This is a genomic window from Polynucleobacter sp. Nonnen-W13 (assembly GCF_018881735.1).
In the GTDB taxonomy this organism is placed as follows: domain Bacteria; phylum Pseudomonadota; class Gammaproteobacteria; order Burkholderiales; family Burkholderiaceae; genus Polynucleobacter.
The window spans coordinates 956,512-978,696 of sequence record NZ_JACVPU010000001.1; the positions used below are offsets into that span (position 1 = coordinate 956,512).

Below are 22,185 nucleotides of genomic sequence, written 5' to 3' on the forward strand. Positions count from 1 at the left end.
GATTTTGGCATGAAAAAAAGGGTAATTCAGGAAAATTCAGGTTTTCGTTCAGACATGACTACAATTTGCGCGCATGGCTACCCGTAAAACATCCGAATACAGCGAATCATCGATTCAAGTCCTAAAAGGGCTCGAACCCGTCCGTCAGCGGCCGGGAATGTACACCCGAACTGATAATCCCTTGCACATCATTCAAGAGGTGCTTGATAACGCTTCCGACGAGGCATTAGGTGGGTTTGGTAAACATATTATTGTCACTTTGCATACTGATGGCAGTGTGAGCGTGGAGGATGATGGTCGCGGTATTCCAGTGGGCATTCATCCGACTGAGAGACTACCGGTAGTAGAAATCGTCTTCACCCAACTTCATGCTGGCGGTAAATTTGAAAAAGGTACCGGTGGTGCGTATGCCTTCTCTGGTGGTTTGCACGGTGTTGGTGTCTCCGTTACTAATGCCTTATCCAAGCGACTAGAGGTCACTGTGTGGCGTGAGGGTCAAGTTTCGACACTGACCTTTGCGGATGGCAAAGTGATTGAAAAGCTCAAAACCAGCGCCGCTGAAAAAGAAGATAAATCGCACGGTACACGTGTGCGCGCATGGCCTGATGGTAAGTACTTTGACAGTGCAGCGATTCCTATGCCTGAGCTTATTCGTTTGTTGCGCTCTAAGGCGGTCTTATTGCCAGGCGTAAAAGTGACCCTGATTCAAGAAAAGTCTGGCGAGAGCCAAACTTGGCAATATGCCCAAGGCTTGCGCGGCTACTTAAATGAAGCGATGGCTCAAGCAGGTCACGGTGCAGAAGTGATTCCTCCGTTTGAAGGTGAGCAATACGCAACTGGTAACGGCGATGATGATTCCTTTGCTGAAGGCGAGGGCGCAGCCTGGGTTGTTACTTGGACTGAAGATGGTGCACCTGTGCGAGAGAGTTATGTGAACTTAATTCCAACTCCTGCAGGTGGAACGCATGAAAGTGGTTTACGTGAAGGTCTCTTTAATGCCGTGAAAGGCTTCATCGAGATGCATGCTTTACAACCAAAAGGTGTCAAGTTAATGCCTGAGGATGTGTTTGCGCGCGCTTCATTCATTTTGTCTGCCAAGGTATTGGATCCCCAATTCCAAGGGCAAATTAAAGAGCGCCTGAACTCTAGAGACGCAGTGCGTTTGGTTTCTGGTTATGCTAAATCTGCATTAGAGCTTTGGCTCAATGAGCACGTGGACTACGGTCGCAAACTAGCCGACTTAGTCATTAAGCAAGCCCAAGCCAGAACCCGTGCCGGCCAAAAAGTAGAGAAGAAGAAATCTTCTGGTGTAGCAGTTCTCCCCGGAAAGTTGACTGATTGTGAGAGCCAAGATATTGGTCTGAATGAAATTTTCTTGGTTGAGGGTGATTCGGCAGGTGGCTCAGCCAAGATGGGTCGTAATAAGGAGTATCAAGCGATTCTGCCTTTGCGCGGTAAGGTTCTCAATACCTGGGAAGCCGAGCGTGATCGCTTGTTTGCCAATAATGAAGTGCATGACATTGCTGTAGCGATTGGCGTTGATCCGCATGGTGCTAATGACTTGCCTGATTTATCGAACTTGCGTTACGGCAAGGTATGCATCTTGTCTGATGCGGACGTGGATGGTGCGCATATTCAGGTTTTGCTGCTCACCTTGTTCTACAAACATTTTCCCAAGTTAATTGAATTGGGGCATATTCATATTTCTCGGCCACCCTTATTTAGAGTGGATGCGCCAGCTCGTGGCAAAAAGCCAGCCCAAAAGATTTACGCTTTAGATGCAAGCGAGCTGCAAGCAATTGAAGACAAGTTGCGTAAAGATGGTGTCAAAGAGTCTGCGTGGCAAATTTCCCGTTTTAAAGGTTTGGGTGAGATGAGCGCTGAACAACTGTGGGACACCACTCTTAATCCTGATACACGCCGCCTCTTACCGGTGACCTTGGGCGCATGGACAGAAGATGAAACAATTAAAACAATGGATATGTTGATGGGTAAATCCGAATCCGGGGCGCGTCGTGATTGGTTAGAAGAGCGCGGCAACGAAGTAGAGGCGGACATCTAATGGCGATTAAAAAAACTCCAGGTGGTAATAAGCCAGCAGAGCAAGCTGACTTATTTGCAGTTGAGCCAATTGAAATGAATATCGTTGAAGTGGATAAGCCTATGCCGGTGAAAACAGGCGGACCGAATGACCCACACGATCCAAAAAAGATTGAGCTCAATGAGGATGACAAAGATAGTTTGACGCTGGCTGTTTATGCTGAACGCGCTTACTTGGATTACGCGATTAGCGTTGTCAAAGGTCGTGCATTACCGGATGTATCTGATGGCCAAAAGCCAGTTCAACGCCGCATTCTGTTCTCGATGAGCGAAATGGGTTTGCGTGCTGATGCTAAGCCCGTAAAGAGCGCTCGTGTTGTTGGTGATGTGTTGGGTAAATTCCATCCACATGGTGATCAATCTGCCTATGACGCATTAGTGCGTCTTGCCCAGAGCTTCTCCTTGCGTTATCCATTGATTGATGGTCAGGGTAACTTTGGCTCACGTGATGGTGATGGCGCAGCGGCAATGCGATACACCGAAGCACGCTTAACTAAGATTGCTGGTTTGTTGCTCAGTGAGATTGATGAGGGTACGGTTGATTTTGCACCGAACTACGATGGATCTTTCCAAGAGCCTAAGTTGTTACCAGCACGCTTACCCTTTGTTCTATTGAACGGCGCATCGGGTATTGCGGTAGGCATGGCAACGGAGATTCCTTCACATAATTTACGTGAAGTGGCTAGCGCAGCTATCGCTCTAATGAAGTCTCCGAAAATGAGCACTGCAGAGTTGCTGGAAATCATGCCTGGTCCAGATTACCCAGGTGGTGGTCAAATTATTTCTTCCCCAGCAGAAATTGCCCAGATTTATGAGGCAGGTCGCGGCAGTTTAAAAGTTCGTGCACGCTGGTCTGTTGAGGAATTAGCTCGTGGCCAGTGGCAGATTGTGGTCAATGAACTACCGCCATCAACCTCATCTCAGCGCGTATTGCAAGAGATTGAAGAGATTACCAATCCTAAGGTGAAAGTTGGTAAAAAGACTTTAACTCCCGATCAAAGCAATCTCAAGTCCACTATTCTGAATGTCCTTGATGGCGTTCGTGATGAGTCGAGCAAAGATGCGGCTGTGCGTTTGGTCTTTGAGCCTAAGAGCAAAAATATTGATGTCAATGAGTTTGCCAATCTACTGCTAGCCCACACATCACTAGAGTCCAATGCGCCAATGAACTTGGTCATGATCGGTACTGATGGTCGCCCACGGCAAAAAGGCCTTAAAGAAATTATTTCTGAGTGGATTTCTTTCAGGGTTAGTACGGTTACGCGGCGTACTCAGCACCGTTTAGGCAAGGTGAATGATCGAATGCATATTCTAGAAGGGCGCTTAACTGTTCTTCTGAATATTGATAAGGTTATTAAGATCATTCGCAATAGCGATGAACCTAAGGCTGATCTCATCAAAGAGTTCAAGCTGAGTGACCGTCAGGCAGAAGATATCTTAGATATTCGCTTGCGTCAGTTGGCCCGCCTTGAAGGCATCAAGATTGAGCAAGAGTTGAAAGAACTGAAGTCTGAGCGTGATGATCTTGAAGGTTTATTGCAGAGCGATACCGTTCTACGCAAACGCATCATCAAAGAAATCGAATCTGATATGAAGGATTTTGGCGACGATCGCCGAACTCTCATTCAGGAAGATAAGCGCGCTATCGCTGAGACCAAAGTTTTGGATGAGCCAGTTACGGTGATCGTGTCACAAAAGGGTTGGGTGCGCGTACGTCAAGGTCATGAACATGATGCAACGCAGTTTGCCTTTAAGTCAGGCGATGCCTTATATGGCACATTTGAGTGCCGCACAGTCGATGTGATGCAAGGTTTTGGTAGTGATGGTCGCGTATATACCGTGCCAGTGAGTGAATTGCCTGGCGCTCGTGGGGATGGCTCGCCATTAACCAGTTTTGTAAATTTAGCTGCTGGATCACAAATGGTTGCCTACTATGCTGGTCAGCCAGATGATCTGGTGCTGATTTCTACTAGATCAGGTAATGGCTTCCTTGCAAACGTGGCAGACATGTCTACCCGTAATAAGGCCGGTAAATCGTTTGTTGGTATTGATAGTAAATTTCCAGGCGGTGATGCACCTCTCGGAGCTGCTAAGGTCACGGCGGGGATGAAGCAGGTAGCCTGCTTATCTGAAAGCTCTAAGTTATTGGTCTTCCCGCTTGATGAACTGAAGCGTTTGCCTACTGGTGGCAAAGGCGTCATTCTGATGGGCTTGGATGATAAAGAGAAGCTGGCTTCTGCAATCGCCGTTGGACCGGATGGTGCCACCTATTCCGGTGCTGGACGTGCTGGTAAGCCAACGGAGTTAAGTCTTGATGCGAAAACCTTGAAGTCGTTTGCAGGTAATCGTGCCCGCAAAGGCCACTTTGTAGAGCCAAGACTCAAAGACGGAAAACTCAAAGCGAACTAAGAATTAAAAAACCCGGTCATGAGTTGATCGGATTTTTTTATTGTTGCTTAAACTTTCTGGGAGACTGCTACGCCGTACTTCACGGCAATAACTTCAGCCAAGATCGATACGGCGATTTCTGGTGGAGTCAAGGCACCGATAAATAGACCGACAGGTCCATGGAGACGTTCAACTTGCTCCTGTGTAACATCAAATTCTAGTAAGCGGGCTTTGCGCTTTTGAGTATTGATTCTGCTACCCAGTGCGCCCACGTAAAATGCAGGGGACTTCAATGCCTCCATTAAGGCCATGTCATCAAGCTTGGGATCATGCGTTAAGGCAACCACCGCCGTATGGGAGTCAACTCCAATTTCTAGCAGCACATCATCTGGCATGCCCTTGATAAACTGAATCTGATCACGATTAATGCCTTCTGCGTATTCTTCGCGCGGATCAATCACGATCACTTCAAAGTCCGATGCGAGCGCAAAATCAGCGGTGTAAAGTGATAACTGCCCCGCGCCAATGATGACCATGCGCCAACGAGGACCATATGTGGTTTTCATCAATCGCTCGTCACAGACGAATGCCTCATGACGATTGCCAGCCTCGAGCATAGATTTGCCGGTCGCAAGATCCACTGTGCGTGACGTAATTTGGTGATTGCTGATGGACTCCAGAATGTCCTCCAAAATAGCCAACTCTGGTTTTGGCTCGACGAGCAATCGCAGCGTTCCACCACAGGGCAGGCCAAAGCGAGCGGCCTCTTGTTGACTAACACCATAGACCACCATTTCCGGCAAATCTCTGGTCAGGATTTCGGTTTGCACTCGGCGAATCAGATCATCTTCTACGCATCCGCCAGAAACTGATCCAGTGACTTGCCCATCACCTCGAATGGCCAGCCAGGACCCGACAGGTCTTGGAGCAGAGCCCCATGTCTGCACAACTGTGGCAATAGCTACGGGATGACCCAATTTGAGCCAATCCACCGCAGCTTTTAATACGCTTAAATCGGTACTATTCATTTCCTGTCTTTAATTTCTGGTATTTCTGATTTTTGACTAGCAATCTATTTATTATCACTCTAATGCCAAGTTCTAGCCCATCAACCCAAGATTCAAAATTACGCACAGCTGTCCTGTTATTGGCAGCTGGCGAAGGCAGTCGGCTAGGTACTCATCCGAAAGCTTTGCTGCACCGTGAAGGTAAGACCCTTTTAGAGTGTTTTTCAAAGGCAATTCAGGGATTTGATCCCGTCGAATGCATCGTGGTCACTGGATTTCACGCACAATTGATTGAGTCTGAGATTAGCAAGTTAAATACCGCTTTGGCTCATCCGATGAAGATTATTAGAAATGCTTCGCCGGAAGAGGGTCAGCCATCTTCTGTTCGCTTGGGGCTTGAATCCCTCCGAGCTGACTTTGATGTCTTGCTACTCGCGCTATCAGATCAGCCTGAAGTTGGTGCAAAGGAGATACAAGCATTACTTGATGAATACCTTAAGCGAGAAGATGGTCAGGAAATTATTCTGCCAACGGTGGAGGGAAGACGCGGTAATCCAGTTTTATTTTCTGATAAAGCGATCTCGGATGTGCTGCAAATCCCAGGTATGTTTTGTCGATCCTATATGGATCTTCATCCCGACAAGGTAAGGATTATGCCCACCAGTAACAAGGCATTTGTTATGGATGTCGACACACCGGAAGACATCCAAAGACACAAACTCAACCGATTTAGTTTTTAAATCTCTGCAATCAGTTCGATTTCAACGCAAGCACCCAGTGGGATTTGTGCCACACCAAATGCGCTACGAGCATGTTTTCCTGCATCACCAAAAACCTCAAAGAGTAGTTCCGAGCATCCGTTGACTACTAAGTGTTGCTCTGTAAATTCAGAAGTTGAATTGACTAAACCCATCACTTTGACTATGCGCTTTACTTTATCGAGTGAGCCTAAGTGATTTTGTAGAGTGGCAATTAAATCAATCGCAATCGATTTAGCTGCAGCTTTACCGGTTTCGGTGTTCATATCAAGACCCAGCTTACCAACCCACGGCTTGCCATCTTGCTTGGCAATATGACCTGATAGAAAAACAGTATTGCCAGTCGTTGCAGCCATGACATAGGCGGCAGCAGGTGGTCCAGGCGGAGGTAAGTCAATACCCAGAGTTTTCAGGCGATCGCTAATGTGATTTGTCATAGAGTTTCAGTGAAGAAAAAATAAAGGAAAATAAAGAGTCTTGATGTAAATCTTACTGGATTACTTGGATAGTTGACGCATGGCATTCTCGAGACCATTTAAGGTCACCGGATACATACGGTCTTTCATGAGACCTTTCATGATATCGATCGATTGTCGATATTGCCAAACGGATTCTGGCTCTGGGTTGAGCCAGGCAAAGTGAGGGAAGTGATCAATGAGGCGATTAATCCACGATGCACCAGTTTCCCGGTTGTTGTACTCAACCGATCCATTGGGACTCAGAATCTCATAAGGAGACATGGTCGCATCTCCAATGAAAATGAGCTTGTAATCTGGACCATATTTATTAATGATGTCTTGGGTTGCGGTGACTTGATCGCGTCTGCGGCGATTACTTTGCCAGAGATGTTCATATACGCAGTTATGAAAGTAGTAATACTCCAGGTGTTTGAATTCTGTTTTGACGGCTGTAAATAATTCAGAGATGCGCGCAATGTGATCATCCATCGATCCGCCCACATCCATCAGTAACAAGACTTTAACTTGGTTGTGACGCTCAGGGCGCATTTGAATATCGAGCATTCCTGCATTTGCAGCAGTAAAGTGGATCGTTTTATCAAGATCTAACTCTAGATTCGAGCCTTCTCTGGCAAAACGACGTAAGCGCCGTAAAGCCATTTTGATATTACGTGTTCCCAAACTAAGATCGCTGTCGTAGTCTTTGAATTCTCGGGCTTCCCACACTTTGATGGCTGTACGATTGCCCGCGCTCTCGCCACCAATGCGTATGCCCTCTGGGTGGTAGCCGCTATGCCCAAACGGAGATGAACCACCTGCACCAATCCATTTATTGCCACCACCATGCCATTCTTTTTGCTCTTTTAAAAGCTCTTGAAGGCGCTTTTGTAAAGCTTCAGGCCCACCCAGTTTTTTGAGCGCCGCTTTTTCTTCTTCGGTTAATACGCGTTGCAATTTTTTCTCAAGCCAGTCCAAAGGGATATCAGGGGCTAAGGCCATGATTTGCTCTACACCATTGAAGTAGGAGCCAAAGACTTGATCGAAGCGATCAAAGTGCTGCTCATCCTTGACTAAGGTCATCCTGGCCAATTGGTAAAACTCATCAATCGAGGGTTCAATAACACCTTCCTTTAGAGCTTCTAGCAGCGTTAAAAATTCCCGAACGGAAACCGGTACCTTGGCTTCTTTGAGATTGAGAAAGAACTGAATCAACATAATTGGGCTATCGAAAAATATCGGCCCGTGAAATTAGCGATGATTGCGGTTCATCATGACTAAACGCTCAAAGAGGTGTATGTCTTGCTCGTTTTTGAGAAGCGCACCATGCAGTGGGGGAATCGTTATTTTGTCATCACCACTATGGAGAGCCTCAGCAGGAATTTCTTCCGCAAGCAATAGCTTTAACCAATCGATGAGCTCAGAAGTGGAGGGCTTCTTCTTTAAGCCCGGTAAAGAGCGGATTTGATAAAAAGATTGGAGTGCAGCCTCTAACAATTCTTGCTGAATGTTCGGATGGTGGACATCAACAATGCTTTGCATTGTTCCTGCGTCTGGAAAAGAGATGTAATGAAAGAAGCAGCGACGCAAAAATGCATCGGGCAATTCTTTTTCATTATTTGAGGTGATGATGACAAGAGGGCGGTGCTTCGCTTTGATCAACTCACGAGTTTCATATACGTAAAACTCCATACGGTCAATTTCTCGTAAGAGGTCGTTTGGAAATTCAATATCGGCCTTATCAATCTCATCAATTAGCAAAACAACAGGTTCATCCGCTTCAAATGCTTGCCAAAGAACGCCTTTAACAATGTAATTGCGAATGTCATTCACCTTTTCATCGCCAAGTTGGGAGTCTCTTAGTCTGCTGACGGCATCGTATTCATAAAGACCTTGTTGAGCCTTGGTGGTCGATTTAATATGCCATTGCATTAGAGGCATGTTTAGGGCTGCAGCGACTTCCTCGGCCAGCATAGTTTTGCCTGTTCCGGGCTCTCCTTTAATTAGAAGGGGGCGCTGAAGTTGTATCGCGGCATTGACAGCCAATTTCAAGTCATCTGTAGCCACATAGCTTTGGGAGCCATCGAAGCGGGATTGGTTCTTAGTCATGGTGGGGGCAATCAATTTGTCTGTGAATAGCCGTCAAGTATAGGTAATACAGTCCGTATTTTCAGTGTTTTTAATCATTTCAAGGGGTGAAAACAGGGTGTCTTGGCTCGTCTCCGCTATACTCTCTCCAAATTGATTTGAATCAAACAAGTTACCGATGATTTCTATGAAAAAACACCTCATTCTTTCCCAATTGACCCTCTGTGCTGGTTTGGCCTTTGCTGGATTCTCTGCTCAAGCTCAAGACGTTAAAGGCTCTGCCCAAGCTGGACAGGGCAAGGTTTGGCTTTGTATTGGTTGCCACGCTATCCCCGACTACCGCGCTGACTATCCTTTGGTTTATAAAGTGCCAATGATTGGTGGTCAAAATGCCGCTTACATTGCCAGCTCCTTAGCGGCATACAAGAAAGGTGAAAGAAAGCATCCAACGATGCGTTCGATTGCGGGTAGCCTGTCTGATCAGGACATGGCTGATCTCGGCGAATACTATGCTGCGCAAACTGCCAGCTCACCAAATAACCCATTGAAGTGATATTTAGAGGCATGTTTATGAAATTCGCACTAATTACCGCCATGTTGTTATCTAGCATTGGCTTGGCTCAAGCAGCTAACGTCGAAAAAGGCCAAGCACTAGTAGAGAAGGGCAACTGTGCTTCCTGCCATGGTGCCGGACTCAATGCGCCGATCTTGCCTGCTTATCCAAAGTTAGCTGGTCAGCATGCTGATTACCTTTATTACGCTTTGCGTGCTTACCAGGTCGGGGGCTCTAATCCACAGTTTGGTCGTAATAATGCGGTAATGTCTTCTCAAGCTAAGCCATACAGCGATGCCGATCTTCACGACATGGCTGCTTATATCGCTAAATTGCCAGGAAACTTTGTTATCAAAAAGTAACTTTCTGACTTAGCTAGATTTTCTTTAAAAGGCTTAGGTTAATTACCTAAGCCTTTGTTCTTTATGGCTTTTGTAGTGCATCTCTTACTTTGTAGCCTCAAGCCCTCTAGCAAGGTGATTGCGCATAGCCATCTCCGCCGCTATGGGATCTCTTTTGAGAATGGCCTGAAGAATTTCCCGATGTTCAAGCAGTGAGCTTAAAAGGCGATCCCCTCTACTTAAAGAGTCACGCCTTTGGAGTTTGAGCACCTTACGCAGGTCATCAATCACCCCGTTCATCCACTTATTTCCTGCGATTTCTTGGATCAATTCATGAAATTTGACATTAAATTCAAAAAACTGCTCGATATCTCGATCTGCTGCAGCCTTTTCTAGCCGGTGGTGCAGGTCATCTAATTGGGTCAGCTCTGCTTCGGTAGCCTTTATTGCGGTTTCTTTAGCTGCCTGGCCCTCTAATAGGGAGAGAACAGTAAAGATTTGCTCTAAATCACGCCGATCAACCTCGGTGACATATGAGCCTTTGTTCATCTTGCTAATTACCAGACCTTCTGAAGCAAGTACCTTAATGGCCTCTCGCATGGGCGTTCTGCTAATTCCAAAGGCAGCCGCTAGGCTCTGCTCATCTAGCCAACTTCCCGGGGCTAATTCATGGGAGAAGATTTGCGCGCGCAATCGTTCGGCAACATCTTCATATAGTGGTCTATTAATTAGTTTTGTATTCATAATTATGTATACAGTATCTAGACAAATCAAAAAAAGTCAAGCAAAATAGCCCTACAAGATTAGTGATGATGTAAAAAGCCAACCGGGAGTGCTTTGTGAGTACAAGTGAGAATAAGTCTGCATCGAATTCATCCAATACTTGGCCCAATGTGCCAGATTCGGATTTAGATGCTTGGAAAAAATCCGCCCAAAAGTCAGCGCCGAATGGTGATGTTGATAAATTGGGGTGGCAAACGCCGGACGGTATTCACCTAAAGGCTTTATACACAGCTCAAGATACTGAGGGTCTGCAGTACACACATTCATTACCAGGCTTTGAGCCATTCGTACGTGGGCCACAAGCAACCATGTATTCAGTGCGTCCTTGGACCATTCGCCAATACGCTGGTTTCTCAACTGCAGAAGAGTCCAATGCGTTTTATCGCAAGGCGCTGGATGCAGGTGGCCAAGGAGTTTCTGTTGCTTTCGACTTGGCTACTCATCGTGGCTACGACTCTGATCATCCACGCGTGACTGGTGATGTTGGTAAGGCAGGCGTTGCGATTGACTCAGTGGAAGACATGAAAATCTTGTTTGATGGGATTCCGTTAGACAAAGTATCTGTTTCGATGACGATGAACGGGGCAGTATTGCCAGTATTAGCTGGATACATTGTTGCCGGTGAAGAGCAGGGCGTTAAGCAAGAGTTGCTATCAGGCACGATTCAGAATGACATTCTGAAAGAGTTTATGGTGCGCAATACCTATATCTATCCGCCAGAGCCATCCATACGCATCATCGGTGACATTATTGAATACACCGCTAAACATATGCCGAAATTTAACTCGATCTCGATTTCGGGTTATCACATGCAAGAAGCAGGCGCAAATCAAGTTCTCGAATTAGCGTTTACATTGGCTGACGGTAAAGAGTATGTCAAAACCGCTTTGGCAAAAGGCTTGGATGTAGACGGCTTTGCTGGGCGCCTCTCATTCTTCTTTGCTATCGGCATGAACTTTTACTTAGAAGTTGCTAAGTTAAGGGCTGCACGTCTTCTCTGGTGGCGCATCATGAAGTCCTTCGAGCCAAAGAATCCAAAGTCGTTGATGCTGCGTACGCATTGCCAAACATCCGGCTGGTCTTTAACTGAGCAGGATCCGTATAACAACGTTGTGCGCACCACAGTTGAAGCAATGGCCGCTGTATTTGGTGGCACGCAATCGTTACATACCAACTCCTTTGATGAAGCGATTGCATTGCCCTCCGAGTTCTCTAGCCGTATAGCCCGTAACACTCAATTAATTCTGCAGGAAGAAACTCATATCACTAGCGTGATCGATCCATGGGCTGGCTCTTACATGATGGAAAGTCTTACGCAAGAGATGGCTGATAAAGCCTGGGAGATCGTGCAAGAAGTCGATGCTATGGGCGGCATGACTAAGGCTGTCGAGAGTGGCTGGGCTAAGCTCAAGATTGAAGCGGCGGCGGCTGAAAAACAAGCAAAGATTGACTCAGGTTCTGATGTGATTGTAGGTGTCAATAAATACAAGCTTGGAAAAGAAGACTTGGTTGATGTTTTGATGATTGACAACGACAAGGTTCGAGAAAGCCAAGTTGCTCGCTTAAAAGACATCAAGGCGAAGCGCGATTCTAAGAAAGTAGAAGCCTCATTAGAAGCATTGACTAAAGCCGCAGAAGAAAATACTGGCAACCTATTGGAGTTGGCTGTGCAGGCGATCCGTTTGCGCGCTACGGTTGGTGAAGTTTCTGATGCATTGGAGAAAGTTTACGGGCGCCATCGCGCCGATACTCAAAAGGTGACCGGTGTGTATGCAGCTGCTTATGACTCAGCCGAAGGCTGGGATAAATTGAAAGTCGAGATCGCCGATTTCGCAAAAGACTTTGGTCGTCGTCCGCGTGTCATGATTGCTAAGCTTGGTCAGGATGGCCATGATCGCGGGGCTAAAGTGGTTGCTACGGCCTTTGCTGATTTAGGTTTTGACGTAGATATTGGACCCTTGTTCCAAACTCCTGAAGAGTGTGCTCGTCAAGCCATTGAGAATGATGTCCATGCTTTAGGGGTTTCCACTCTTGCAGCAGGTCATAAGACTTTGGTTCCTGCCATTATTGCTGAATTGAAAAAGCAGGGCGCTGATGACATCATCGTCTTCGTAGGCGGAGTCATTCCAAGGCAAGATTATGAGTTTTTATATGAGGCTGGGGTCAAAGGCATATATGGTCCAGGAACTCCGATTCCAGCATCTGCTAAGGATGTGCTTGAGCAGATTCGTAAATCTGTAAAACCTGATTAACTTTATATAAAAGAAATCGGCATGCTCAATGCAGTAGACCAAGCCTTAGTGAATGATCTCACTGGTGCGCCCTCATCGGCGCAGCGCCGAGCATTGGCTAAGATCATTACTTTGCTTGAATCCACCCGTATGGATCATCGTCATCGTGCTGATGAGGTTCTCAATACTTTATTACCAAAAACAGGCAAGTCGTTTCGATTGGGTATATCCGGTGTACCTGGTGTTGGTAAATCCACTCTCATCGAAACGCTAGGCTTAGATTTAATCGCTAAAGGCCATCGAGTTGCGGTTCTGGCTATTGACCCATCCTCAAGCTTATCGGGCGGCTCTATTTTGGGTGATAAGACTCGTATGGAGAGATTATCTGTCCTGGATAACGCCTTTATTCGTCCGAGCCCTTCATCTTGCACATTGGGTGGCGTAGCCGAGAAAACTCGAGAGGCGATGTTGGTTGCCGAAGCCGCAGGCTTTGACATTGTCATTGTGGAAACCGTAGGCGTGGGTCAAAGTGAAATTGCCGTTGCTGGTATGACGGATATGTTTCTCTTGTTGCAACTACCTAATGCAGGCGACGATCTTCAGGCAATTAAAAAAGGTGTGATGGAAATTGCTGATCTGATAGTGATTAATAAAGTGGATATCGATCCCGATGCCGCCATGCGTGCACAATTATTTATCACTAGCTCTTTGCGACTATTGGGATTTCAAGGTAATCCTGACCATGCCTCGCATCATGCGGAGTATTGGCATCCGACCGTCATGACTTTGAGTGCTCTAGAGGGCAATGGCGTTCCTGAGCTATGGGAAAAAATTCAGCATTTTCAGAAACTACAAAATGCCAATGGTCAATTAGCATCTCGTCGCAAGCAACAAGCAGGGGCTTGGATGTGGGATCGGATCGATGCAGGCCTCAAGAATGCTTTTCAGAACCACCCAGCAGTACAAGCACTTTTGCCTAGTTTGAGCGCTGAGGTAAATCAAGGGACTATGGCCGCCTCGGTTGCCGCAAGACGTTTGCTCGAGGCAATGGGCCACGAATTTTTCTAAGGAGTAGTTATGAAGGAAATCATTCAACAGCTTGAAGCAAAGCGTGAGCTTGCCAGATTAGGTGGCGGGCAAAAGCGTATTGCCGCTCAACACTCTAAAGGTAAGTTAACTGCACGCGAGCGTATTGAGCTATTGCTAGATGCCGGTACTTTTGAAGAGTGGGATATGTTCGTCGAGCATCGTTGCCATGACTTTGGTATGGCTGATCAGACTGTTCCAGGAGATGGCGTTGTTACTGGCTACGGCATGATTAATGGCCGCTTGGTCTTTGTGTTCTCACAGGATTTTACTGTTTTGGGAGGCTCGCTTTCTGAGGCCCATGCGGAGAAGATTTGTAAGATCATGGATCAGGCACTGAAGGTGGGCGCACCTGTTATTGGCTTAAATGATTCTGGTGGCGCGCGGATTCAGGAGGGCGTTGCTTCCCTAGGTGGCTATGCTGAAATTTTCCAGCGTAATGTCACTGCTTCGGGCGTGATTCCGCAAATCTCTTTGATCATGGGCCCTTCAGCGGGCGGTGCTGTTTACTCACCTGCACTTACAGACTTCATCTTTATGGTCAAAGATAGTTCTTATATGTTTGTGACTGGTCCAGAAGTCGTGAAGACGGTGACGCATGAGGATGTCACTGCTGAGGAGCTCGGTGGCGCAATAACTCATTCAACTATTTCAGGAGTTTGCGATCTGGCTTTTGATAATGACGTTGATGCCATCATGATGCTTCGTCGTTTCTTTAACTATCTACCATTATCTAATCGTGAAAAGCCGCCCATGATCAATGGGGCGCAACGTACCGAGCAGCCTGATTTCTCGCTCGATACATTGGTGCCAAGTAATCCTAATCAGCCTTACGATATGAAAGAGTTGATCGGGAAAATTGTCGATGATGGTGAATTCTTTGAACTCCAGCCAGATTATGCTAAAAATATCTTGATTGGTTTTGCTCGTATGGAAGGTCGCTCGATTGGTATCGTCGCAAACCAGCCTTTAGTTTTAGCCGGATGTTTAGATATCAAGGCATCCATCAAAGCCGCACGTTTCGTTCGCTTTTGCGATGCTTTCAATATTCCAGTAGTCACTTTAGTTGATGTGCCTGGATTTATGCCGGGCACATCTCAGGAGTATGGCGGCATCATTAAGCATGGTGCAAAGTTACTCTATGCCTACGCGGATTGCACTGTTCCGAAGGTTACTTTAATTACTCGTAAGGCTTACGGTGGCGCCTATGATGTGATGGCCTCAAAACACTTACGTGGCGATGTGAACTTCGCTTGGCCGTCAGCTGAAATTGCAGTAATGGGCCCTAAAGGAGCCGTTGAAATCATTTTCCGCGAAGAAAAATCTGATCCGGCAAAAATTGCGGCTCGGGAAGCTGAGTACAAAGCCAAGTTTGCCAATCCATTTGTAGCTGGTCGTCGTGGCTATATAGATGATGTGATCTTGCCTCATGAAACACGTAAACGTATCTCACGATCTTTGGCAATGCTCAAAGATAAAGAGCTCACAAATCCAGCGCGCAAACACGGCAATATCCCCCTTTAAGGCGCCAAAAAATCATGACTACAAAAATGTTTAAGAAAATTTTGATTGCTAACCGTGGCGAGATTGCTTGCCGTGTGATGAAAACTGCCAAAAAGATGGGCATTAAGACAGTTGCCGTCTACTCTGAAGCTGACAAAGAAGCGCGTCATGTACAGATGGCTGATGAAGCAGTTTGTATCGGGCCTGCACCATCGCGTGAATCCTATCTAGTGATGGATCGCATCATTCAAGTTTGTAAGGATACTGGCGCAGAGGCAGTGCATCCAGGCTATGGTTTCTTATCCGAGAATGAGCAATTCGCACGTCGTTGTGAAGAAGAGGGGATTGTTTTTATCGGCCCTAAGCATCAGTCTATTGCAGCAATGGGCGACAAAATTGCCTCGAAAAAGCTCGCATTAGAAGCTCAGGTCAATACGATTCCAGGATTTAATGAGGCTATAGAAAAAGCTGAAGATGCTGTCAAGATTGCTCAAGGCATTGGCTATCCCGTCATGATTAAGGCTTCAGCAGGTGGTGGTGGTAAAGGGCTACGCGTGGCTTTTAACGATAAAGAGGCTTTTGAAGGCTTTACAGCCTGCCGTACTGAAGCTCTCAATAGCTTTGGTGATGACCGCGTCTTTATTGAAAAATTCGTTGAAGGCCCTCGTCATATTGAGATTCAGGTGCTTGGGGATTCATATGGCAATATCGTGTATCTCGGTGAGCGTGATTGCTCTATTCAGCGACGCCATCAAAAAGTAATTGAAGAAGCGCCGTCTCCATTTATTGATCCTGCAACACGTAAGGCTATGGGTGAGCAAGCCGTTGCTTTAGCGAAGGCTGTCAACTATCAATCTGCTGGCACTGTAGAGTTTGTAGTGGGCAAAGATAAGTCTTTCTACTTCCTCGAGATGAATACCCGCTTACAAGTTGAGCATCCAGTGACTGAAGGTATTACTGGTCTCGATTTAGTTGAGCAGATGATTCGTGTAGCCGCTGGCGAAAAGCTGGCATTTAAGCAGGAAGATATTAAGCTAGATGGTTGGTCTATGGAGTGTCGTATTAATGCGGATGATCCATTTCGTAACTTCCTGCCATCTACTGGGCGCCTAGTGAAATACCGTCCGCCAGCAGAGCAAGATGGCGTACGTGTAGATACCGGTGTTTATGAGGGCGGTGAAATTCCGATGTATTACGACTCCATGATTGCCAAATTAATTGTGCACGGCAAAGATCGTTCTGAGGCAATTGAGAAGATGCGCGCTGCACTAAACGATTTCGTCATTCGTGGAATTCACTCCAACATTCCTTTCCAAGCAGCATTATTGCAGCACCCACGATTTGTATCTGGAGACTTTACTACTGGCTTTATTGCTGAAGAGTATCCAGACGGTTTCAAAAAGGATTCTGTTCAACCAGCTGATCCTCAGCGTTTGGCTGCTTTAGCGGCATTCATGCGCTATCGCTACCTTGAACACATCAAAATGATTGATGGCCAGTTAGTTGGTCATGAAATGACGATTGCAAAGAGGTTTGTAGTCGTTACTGGATCACGCGTAGGCTCAAGCGAAGAGATCAAAGAAATTCCTATCTGGGTTGAGCTGAAAGATGGTATTTATTCTGTTTACATTGAAGAAGGAGGCGATGTTAGTCGCTACAACATCGTTAGCCAATGGCGTCCAGGCGAAATATGTTTGCGCGCAACCATTAATGGCACGCACAAAATTACTGCACAGGTAGAGCGTAAGGGTGTGAAATATGCTTTGGTTTTAGATGGCGCACATTACGAGTGTATGGTGCTAAGTCCTCTTGGTGCGGAGCTTCAGCGCCGTATGTTGGTTAAAGTTCCACCAGATACCTCAAAATTGTTAATGTCTCCAATGCCTGGTTTATTAACCAACATCTCCGTTAAGGTTGGCGAGTCTGTGACTGCTGGTCAAAAATTGGCCGCTATTGAAGCAATGAAAATGGAAAATACACTAGTTGCCGTGCAAGATGGTGTTGTTGCTGAAATCTGCGCAAAGGTTGGCGAAAGCTTAGCGGTTGATCAATTGATTATTCGCTTTGAATAGGACAGTCATGACTAAGCCATTCAAGATATTGGGGATTCAGCAAATTGCTATTGGCGGCGAGGATAAGGATCGTCTACGTAAGCTTTGGGTTGACTTATTAGGCTTTGAATACAAAAGTACTTTTGTATCTGAGCGTGAAAACGTGGATGAAGATATTTGCGCTATAGGTAAAGGAGCCCATGAGATTGAAGTTGATTTGATGCAACCATTTGATATTGAAAAGAAGCCTGCTGTTCATCAAACACCTCTTAATCATATTGGTTTATGGGTTGATGACCTTCCTAAAGCGGTTGAATGGTTATCCGCCCAAGGTCTTCGCTTTGCTCCTGGTGGAATACGTAAAGGTGCCGCTGGTTATGACATTACTTTTGTGCATCCCAAAGGTAATGAAGAGTTTCCTTTATGCGGCGAGGGAGTATTAATTGAGCTTGTTCAGGCGCCACCAGATATCATTGCAGGTCTGCGTTCATAAGATCAAGAGAGTTCCAATTGACCCATATTTTGGCCATCGACACCTCATCAGCTTGGTGTTCGGTGGCTTTATCTTTAAACGATGCTGCGCCAATAGTTCGTCACCAAAAAGTGTCGGCCGGCGCTAGCCAGCTTTTATTACCTTGGATTCAAGAGTTGTTGTCTGAAGCGTCGATCGAACTTGCCGACCTCGATGGTATAGCGATCGGAGTCGGTCCTGGAGCTTTTACAGGTGTCCGACTCGGCGTTGCAGCTGTTCAGGGCTTAGCAACAGCAGCTCGCTTGCCAGTGCATCCCGTTGCCAGTCTAGATGCCATTGCTAGTCAGTTGGTTCAAACCTCTGCATTTATTGCATCTGGTGCTCAGTCTTTTGTAATTGCTGTTGACGCTCGCATGGAAGAGGTTTATTGGGCCAGCTATCGAGTTGGAATAACACGATTGCCTGCGCGTCAGGGTGATATTCATCTGACTGCTCCAGAGGGAGTTGAGCTTACGCAAATTGATTTTGTAGCGGGTAGTGCCATTGCTGAGTTTGGCGATCGTCTGTTTGCAAGTACTCCTAGGATATTGGCCGGCACTCATCTCGATTCAACGATCGGGGTTAACGCCTTAGGTGTTTTAACTTGTGCCCAAGATATGTGGAGCAAGGGTATGCAAGAAGATGTTCATTTACTGGAGCCGCTATACATTCGCAATAAGGTAGCTCTGACTTCTATAGAGCGTAGTCTTCAACATGGCTGATAGCCTCAAATCTGCTCAATCAAATAGTGAGGGTGTTTCGGAGCTTTCATTTCTGCCCATGACTGAGGCGGATTTAGATTCGGTGCTAGCTATTGAATCTGTTTCTCACATTCACCCATGGACTAAGGGCAATTTCTCAGACTCATTGGCTGCAGGTCATTGGGCTTATTGTGTAAGGCCTCAGTTATCAGATGCGGTAAAAGGCAGTTATTTAGACCCAGAGATTCTTTGGGCTTATTGCATCTTGTTTCCTGCTGTTGATGAGTTGCATCTTCTAAATATTACCGTTTCACCCAAATTACGTCGCTTAGGTATTGGCGTAAAAATGATGAATGCAATTGAGGGTGTTGCTGCACAGCAAAATATGCCCCGAATAATTTTAGAGGTTCGCCCCAGCAATGAATCAGCCCTTCAACTCTATCGAAGCCTTGGGTATGAGCAGATTGGTTTGCGCAAAAGCTATTATCCAGTCGATGTTATCAATGGCTTACGTGAAGATGCACTAGTTTTGGCTAAATCGATTAAGCTTGAAGCATGAATATGAGTACAAACTCCATCTTTCTGAAAGAAATGGGTATCACCGAGTGGACGTCCCGTGATGCCTCTCCAGAGCATGTTCAAGCGATGCTTGGTACCCAGATTAGTGATGATCAAGTTGGCGGGGCTGCTCCTACATCGCCAGTTGTTACAGAAGCACAAGAGCGTCACGCATTAGGAATATGGTGGTTTTTTGGTAATAAACCTCAGGGTGATGCAGAAGTCCTTTTTCTCAATACCATTCGGGCTCTTGGTCTAACTCCCCAAGAGTGGTCTTGGAAAAATCCTGCAGATAAATTCAATCCCGAGCTATTGCCGCAAGATGGAACACCCATAGTTGCTCTAGCGTTTGGTGGCGCTGCCACACAAAAATTATCTGGTGAACGTGATGCTCTACCAGAGCTTCGCGAAACTGTTTTAGCAGTTAACGCTGATGGGGCAGAAGATCTACCACTGATCGCTACCTTTGAATTAAGTCAATTGCTGTCTAGGCCAAAGGATAAAGCACTGTTTTGGCAAGATCTACTGCTTGCTAAGTCAGTATTGCAAAATATCTAGGCCCTAGGCTTAGTGCTTGTGTTCACCAATTAAATGCATGGAGTCGTATTCAGCTTGATTGGCAGCATGACGTTTAATTACGAGCCACATAATTGCGCTAACCGCTACCCCAAAGCCAATAATGACCGCTTGAATTGGAACATCCAACCAAATCAAACCGGAGTAGATTAGCAACATCATCAAAACAGAAATATTTTCATTAAAGTTTTGAACTGCAATCGAGTGACCTGCAGACATCAATACATGCCCACGATGCTGAAGCAGTGCGTTCATGGGTACTACAAAATAGCCCGCTAACCAGCCCACCAAGATTAATAAGAAATATGCTGGCAGCAATTTGAGCGAAAGCTCGAACTTTCCGACAGTCAAGACGGTAATGTTAGGCAGCATATCCGAGTTATAGATCGCCATGACACAAACAACTAAACCCATGGCAATGCCGTAAGGAAGAACCTTTAGTGAGTTTCTGAGGGGTATGCGCCAAGCAGCATAAACGGCTCCTCCGGCAACCCCAAATGCAGAAATTGCTTGGAGGATGGCCCCTTGGGATAGGGTCATATGAAGAGCCACCTGAGCCCACTTAATCACAATAAATTGCAAAGTGGCGCCAGCCCCCCAAAACAGAGTGGTCACCGCCAATGAGATTTGACCAAGACGATCATCCCAAAGTGTCTTAAAACAGACAGCAAAATCTTTTATTAACTCGATTGGATTGGTTTTTTGTGATTCGTAACGAGCCCCAGTATCGGGGATGCGTAAATTAATGAGTGCTGCTAGTACATAAATCATCATGATGATCATGATGGCGGATTCTGCCGCGGTATCGATGCCAGTTTCTAGCACGGGCATGTCAAATCCCAGGAGACTTTCAGATACGGACTTGCTTATCAAGACTCCACCAAGGACTGTACCCATAATGATGGAGCCTACCGTAAGACCCTCGATCCAGCCATTAGCTGCTACCAGCTTTTCAGGTGGGAGTAATTCTGTGAGGATGCCGTATTTGGCAGGAGAGTAGGCGGCAGCACCTAAACCCACAATCGCATAGGCTAATAAGGGGTGACTACCGAACAGCATGACTACACAACCGACAAATTTAATCGTATTGGTGATGAACATGACATTACCCTTGGGGCGTGAGTCAGCAAAAGCCCCCACAAAGGCTGCCAGCAATACATAAGAGAGAACAAAGAATAATTTGAGTAAAGGAGTCATCCAGGCCGGAGCATTGAGCTGGACCAGGAGGGCGATTGCTGCGATCAGCAATGCGTTATCAGCAAGCGACGAAAAAAATTGCGCCGCCATAATGATGTAAAAACTACGGTTCATTCGTACAATCTAGTCATTGCAGTAATTAAAACATGAAAGGAGGGTGTAAATGAGTCTGTCGGCTAACCGCATTATTAATAGGCCTATTGTGGCAACTATACACACTGATGCCTTTCGACATAATTTAGGCCGTATTCGCGAGCTTGCCCCAGAATCTAAAATCTGGTCTGTTGTGAAGGCAAAAGCTTATGGCCACAGCCTGGAAGCTGCATTTAAGGGGCTGGAATCCACAGATGGCTTTGCCTTACTAGATATTGCAGATGCGCAATGGTTAAGAGGCCATGGCTGGGAAGGCCGCATTCTCTTGCTAGAGGGTCTTTTTAGCCAGCAGGAGCTTGAGCTAGTAATTCAGCTGCAATGTGACTTGGTGGTTCATAGCGAGAAACAGGTCCTCTGGCTGGAAAGCTTTGAAAATCATTCGGGTCGCCCAATCAATGTTTTTCTGAAGCTCAATTCTGGAATGAATCGTCTTGGTTTCAGGCCAGAGCAATACCGTACTGCCTTTCATCGTTTGCATGCTGCCGGTTACCATTTGCATCATATGACCCACTTTGCTAATGCGGATCAGGTTGAGCGCTCACCCTCGGTCGGTGAGCAAATGGAATGCTTCAATCAAACTACCGAAGGTCTCGAGGCACCTTCTTCCTTGGCTAATTCAGCCGCCATCCTTTGGCATCGCAACGCCTTGGGAGACTGGATACGTCCCGGCATTTTGCTATACGGCGTTTCACCAACAGGGGTGCATGCCGATATCGTTCGCTCTGAATTTCAGGCGGTAATGAGTTTGCGTAGTGAAATCATCGATATCCAAAACCTAAAGAAGGGTGATCATGTAGGTTACGGTGGTCGCTATGAAGCTCCAGAAGATATGCGCATTGGAGTGATTGCTGGTGGCTACGCTGACGGATATCCACGTCATGCGGAAGATGGCACGCCAGTTTGGGTTGAAAATGCCGATGCTCAGGGTGATGGTGTTATTTGTCCGATTGTTGGAAGAGTCTCCATGGACATGTTGACGATCGATTTACGCGAGGCTCCTAATGCCAAAATAGGCAGTGTGGTGGAGCTTTGGGGTAATGAAGTTCCGGTGGATGATGTGGCCCAGATGAGCGGCACCATTGGTTATGAATTGATTTGCGCATTGGCGCAGCGGGTGCCAGTGCTAACTGAGTGAAGCCGCCGGC

At 46.4% G+C, this 22,185-nt stretch carries 20 protein-coding genes; 14 read left to right on the top strand and 6 right to left on the bottom strand.

What is annotated here, in order from left to right:
* Positions 1-73: 73 nt before the first annotated feature.
* Both ICN27_RS05015 and parC read left to right on the top strand, forming a co-directional pair.
* Positions 74-2,062, top strand: a complete 1,989-nt coding sequence (locus ICN27_RS05015) for a DNA topoisomerase IV subunit B (RefSeq protein ID WP_216269178.1) — start codon at positions 74-76, stop codon at positions 2,060-2,062.
* Between the two features lie 101 nt (positions 2,063-2,163).
* Positions 2,164-4,509 (top strand): DNA topoisomerase IV subunit A, encoded by a 2,346-nt coding sequence (gene parC / locus ICN27_RS05020; RefSeq protein ID WP_370624486.1) that lies wholly within the window; start codon positions 2,164-2,166, stop codon positions 4,507-4,509.
* Between the two features lie 47 nt (positions 4,510-4,556).
* On the opposite strand, the gene ICN27_RS05025 is transcribed toward parC, so the two are convergent.
* Positions 4,557-5,516: an XdhC family protein gene (locus ICN27_RS05025; RefSeq protein ID WP_215310190.1), complete on the bottom strand. Its 960-nt coding sequence runs from the start codon at positions 5,514-5,516 to the stop codon at positions 4,557-4,559.
* Positions 5,517-5,578: 62 nt separating this feature from the next.
* Here ICN27_RS05025 and ICN27_RS05030 point away from each other — a divergent pair, with 62 nt between their 5' ends.
* On the top strand, positions 5,579-6,235 hold the full coding sequence (locus ICN27_RS05030) for an NTP transferase domain-containing protein (protein ID WP_215310191.1): 657 nt from the start codon (positions 5,579-5,581) through the stop codon (positions 6,233-6,235).
* Here the strand turns inward: ICN27_RS05030 and ICN27_RS05035 are convergent.
* From ICN27_RS05035 to ICN27_RS05045, 3 genes are read right to left on the bottom strand one after another with little or no spacing between them, the layout of a single operon-like run.
* Positions 6,232-6,690 carry a RidA family protein gene (locus tag ICN27_RS05035; RefSeq protein WP_216269179.1) on the bottom strand — a complete coding sequence of 153 codons (459 nt, stop codon included), beginning with the start codon at positions 6,688-6,690 and terminating at the stop codon, positions 6,232-6,234. The two genes, ICN27_RS05030 and ICN27_RS05035, sit on opposite strands and share 4 nt — an antisense overlap.
* A 60-nt stretch (positions 6,691-6,750) precedes the next feature.
* Positions 6,751-7,926 carry a VWA domain-containing protein gene (locus ICN27_RS05040; protein ID WP_216269180.1) on the bottom strand — a complete coding sequence of 392 codons (1,176 nt, stop codon included), beginning with the start codon at positions 7,924-7,926 and terminating at the stop codon, positions 6,751-6,753.
* 33 nt (positions 7,927-7,959) lie between these two features.
* Complete coding sequence (locus ICN27_RS05045; RefSeq protein ID WP_216269181.1) at positions 7,960-8,817, bottom strand: MoxR family ATPase; 858 nt, start codon at positions 8,815-8,817, stop codon at positions 7,960-7,962.
* A gap of 166 nt (positions 8,818-8,983) precedes the next feature.
* Between ICN27_RS05045 and ICN27_RS05050 the strand changes: the two genes are divergently transcribed.
* Positions 8,984-9,349 (top strand): cytochrome c, encoded by a 366-nt coding sequence (locus tag ICN27_RS05050; RefSeq protein WP_216269182.1) that lies wholly within the window; start codon positions 8,984-8,986, stop codon positions 9,347-9,349.
* A gap of 17 nt (positions 9,350-9,366) precedes the next feature.
* The gene (locus tag ICN27_RS05055; RefSeq protein ID WP_215310196.1) at positions 9,367-9,711 is read left to right on the top strand and encodes a cytochrome c; all 345 of its coding nucleotides are present in this window, start codon (positions 9,367-9,369) and stop codon (positions 9,709-9,711) included.
* Between the two features lie 84 nt (positions 9,712-9,795).
* Here ICN27_RS05055 and ICN27_RS05060 read toward each other — a convergent pair whose 3' ends face one another.
* Positions 9,796-10,434, bottom strand: coding sequence for a GntR family transcriptional regulator (locus tag ICN27_RS05060; RefSeq protein ID WP_216269183.1), 639 nt, complete (start codon positions 10,432-10,434; stop codon positions 9,796-9,798).
* A 149-nt stretch (positions 10,435-10,583) separates the two neighbouring features.
* Here ICN27_RS05060 and scpA point away from each other — a divergent pair, with 149 nt between their 5' ends.
* The 8 genes from scpA to ICN27_RS05100 are packed head-to-tail and all read left to right on the top strand — an operon-like array spanning position 10,584 to position 19,672.
* Entirely contained in the window at positions 10,584-12,725 is a 2,142-nt protein-coding gene (gene scpA / locus ICN27_RS05065; protein WP_216269276.1) for a methylmalonyl-CoA mutase, read from the top strand.
* A gap of 21 nt (positions 12,726-12,746) precedes the next feature.
* Positions 12,747-13,772, top strand: a complete 1,026-nt coding sequence (gene meaB / locus ICN27_RS05070; protein ID WP_216269184.1) for a methylmalonyl Co-A mutase-associated GTPase MeaB — start codon at positions 12,747-12,749, stop codon at positions 13,770-13,772.
* A 9-nt stretch (positions 13,773-13,781) separates the two neighbouring features.
* Positions 13,782-15,314: an acyl-CoA carboxylase subunit beta gene (locus ICN27_RS05075; RefSeq protein WP_215310199.1), complete on the top strand. Its 1,533-nt coding sequence runs from the start codon at positions 13,782-13,784 to the stop codon at positions 15,312-15,314.
* A 26-nt stretch (positions 15,315-15,340) separates the two neighbouring features.
* A complete protein-coding gene (gene accC, locus ICN27_RS05080; RefSeq protein ID WP_216269277.1) occupies positions 15,341-17,365 on the top strand; it encodes an acetyl-CoA carboxylase biotin carboxylase subunit in 2,025 nt (674 codons plus the stop codon).
* A gap of 7 nt (positions 17,366-17,372) precedes the next feature.
* Entirely contained in the window at positions 17,373-17,837 is a 465-nt protein-coding gene (locus ICN27_RS05085; RefSeq protein WP_215310200.1) for a VOC family protein, read from the top strand.
* A gap of 17 nt (positions 17,838-17,854) precedes the next feature.
* The gene (gene tsaB, locus ICN27_RS05090; RefSeq protein ID WP_216861224.1) at positions 17,855-18,577 is read left to right on the top strand and encodes a tRNA (adenosine(37)-N6)-threonylcarbamoyltransferase complex dimerization subunit type 1 TsaB; all 723 of its coding nucleotides are present in this window, start codon (positions 17,855-17,857) and stop codon (positions 18,575-18,577) included.
* Positions 18,570-19,115: a GNAT family N-acetyltransferase gene (locus ICN27_RS05095; protein WP_216269185.1), complete on the top strand. Its 546-nt coding sequence runs from the start codon at positions 18,570-18,572 to the stop codon at positions 19,113-19,115. Before tsaB ends, ICN27_RS05095 begins: the two co-directional genes overlap by 8 nt.
* A 2-nt stretch (positions 19,116-19,117) precedes the next feature.
* On the top strand, positions 19,118-19,672 hold the full coding sequence (locus ICN27_RS05100) for a hypothetical protein (protein ID WP_216269186.1): 555 nt from the start codon (positions 19,118-19,120) through the stop codon (positions 19,670-19,672).
* Between the two features lie 9 nt (positions 19,673-19,681).
* Here the strand turns inward: ICN27_RS05100 and lplT are convergent, their stop codons facing one another.
* Positions 19,682-21,001, bottom strand: coding sequence for a lysophospholipid transporter LplT (gene lplT / locus ICN27_RS05105; RefSeq protein ID WP_215310202.1), 1,320 nt, complete (start codon positions 20,999-21,001; stop codon positions 19,682-19,684).
* Between the two features lie 73 nt (positions 21,002-21,074).
* Here lplT and alr point away from each other — a divergent pair, with 73 nt between their 5' ends.
* Entirely contained in the window at positions 21,075-22,175 is a 1,101-nt protein-coding gene (gene alr / locus ICN27_RS05110) for an alanine racemase (RefSeq protein ID WP_216269279.1), read from the top strand.
* Positions 22,176-22,185: the final 10 nt, after the last annotated feature.

Bases quoted from the DNA above. Each gene is read 5' to 3' on its own strand.
- ICN27_RS05015 (WP_216269178.1), top strand. From the start codon at position 74: ATGGCTACCCGTAAAACATCCGAATACAGCGAATCATCGATTCAAGTC.
- parC (WP_370624486.1), top strand. From the start codon at position 2,164: ATGCCGGTGAAAACAGGCGGACCGAATGACCCACACGATCCAAAAAAG.
- ICN27_RS05025 (WP_215310190.1), bottom strand. From the start codon at position 5,516: ATGAATAGTACCGATTTAAGCGTATTAAAAGCTGCGGTGGATTGGCTC.
- ICN27_RS05030 (WP_215310191.1), top strand. From the start codon at position 5,579: ATGCCAAGTTCTAGCCCATCAACCCAAGATTCAAAATTACGCACAGCT.
- ICN27_RS05035 (WP_216269179.1), bottom strand. From the start codon at position 6,690: ATGACAAATCACATTAGCGATCGCCTGAAAACTCTGGGTATTGACTTA.
- ICN27_RS05040 (WP_216269180.1), bottom strand. From the start codon at position 7,926: ATGTTGATTCAGTTCTTTCTCAATCTCAAAGAAGCCAAGGTACCGGTT.
- ICN27_RS05045 (WP_216269181.1), bottom strand. From the start codon at position 8,817: ATGACTAAGAACCAATCCCGCTTCGATGGCTCCCAAAGCTATGTGGCT.
- ICN27_RS05050 (WP_216269182.1), top strand. From the start codon at position 8,984: ATGAAAAAACACCTCATTCTTTCCCAATTGACCCTCTGTGCTGGTTTG.
- ICN27_RS05055 (WP_215310196.1), top strand. From the start codon at position 9,367: ATGAAATTCGCACTAATTACCGCCATGTTGTTATCTAGCATTGGCTTG.
- ICN27_RS05060 (WP_216269183.1), bottom strand. From the start codon at position 10,434: ATGAATACAAAACTAATTAATAGACCACTATATGAAGATGTTGCCGAA.
- meaB (WP_216269184.1), top strand. From the start codon at position 12,747: ATGCTCAATGCAGTAGACCAAGCCTTAGTGAATGATCTCACTGGTGCG.
- ICN27_RS05075 (WP_215310199.1), top strand. From the start codon at position 13,782: ATGAAGGAAATCATTCAACAGCTTGAAGCAAAGCGTGAGCTTGCCAGA.
- accC (WP_216269277.1), top strand. From the start codon at position 15,341: ATGTTTAAGAAAATTTTGATTGCTAACCGTGGCGAGATTGCTTGCCGT.
- ICN27_RS05085 (WP_215310200.1), top strand. From the start codon at position 17,373: ATGACTAAGCCATTCAAGATATTGGGGATTCAGCAAATTGCTATTGGC.
- ICN27_RS05095 (WP_216269185.1), top strand. From the start codon at position 18,570: ATGGCTGATAGCCTCAAATCTGCTCAATCAAATAGTGAGGGTGTTTCG.
- ICN27_RS05100 (WP_216269186.1), top strand. From the start codon at position 19,118: ATGAGTACAAACTCCATCTTTCTGAAAGAAATGGGTATCACCGAGTGG.
- lplT (WP_215310202.1), bottom strand. From the start codon at position 21,001: ATGAACCGTAGTTTTTACATCATTATGGCGGCGCAATTTTTTTCGTCG.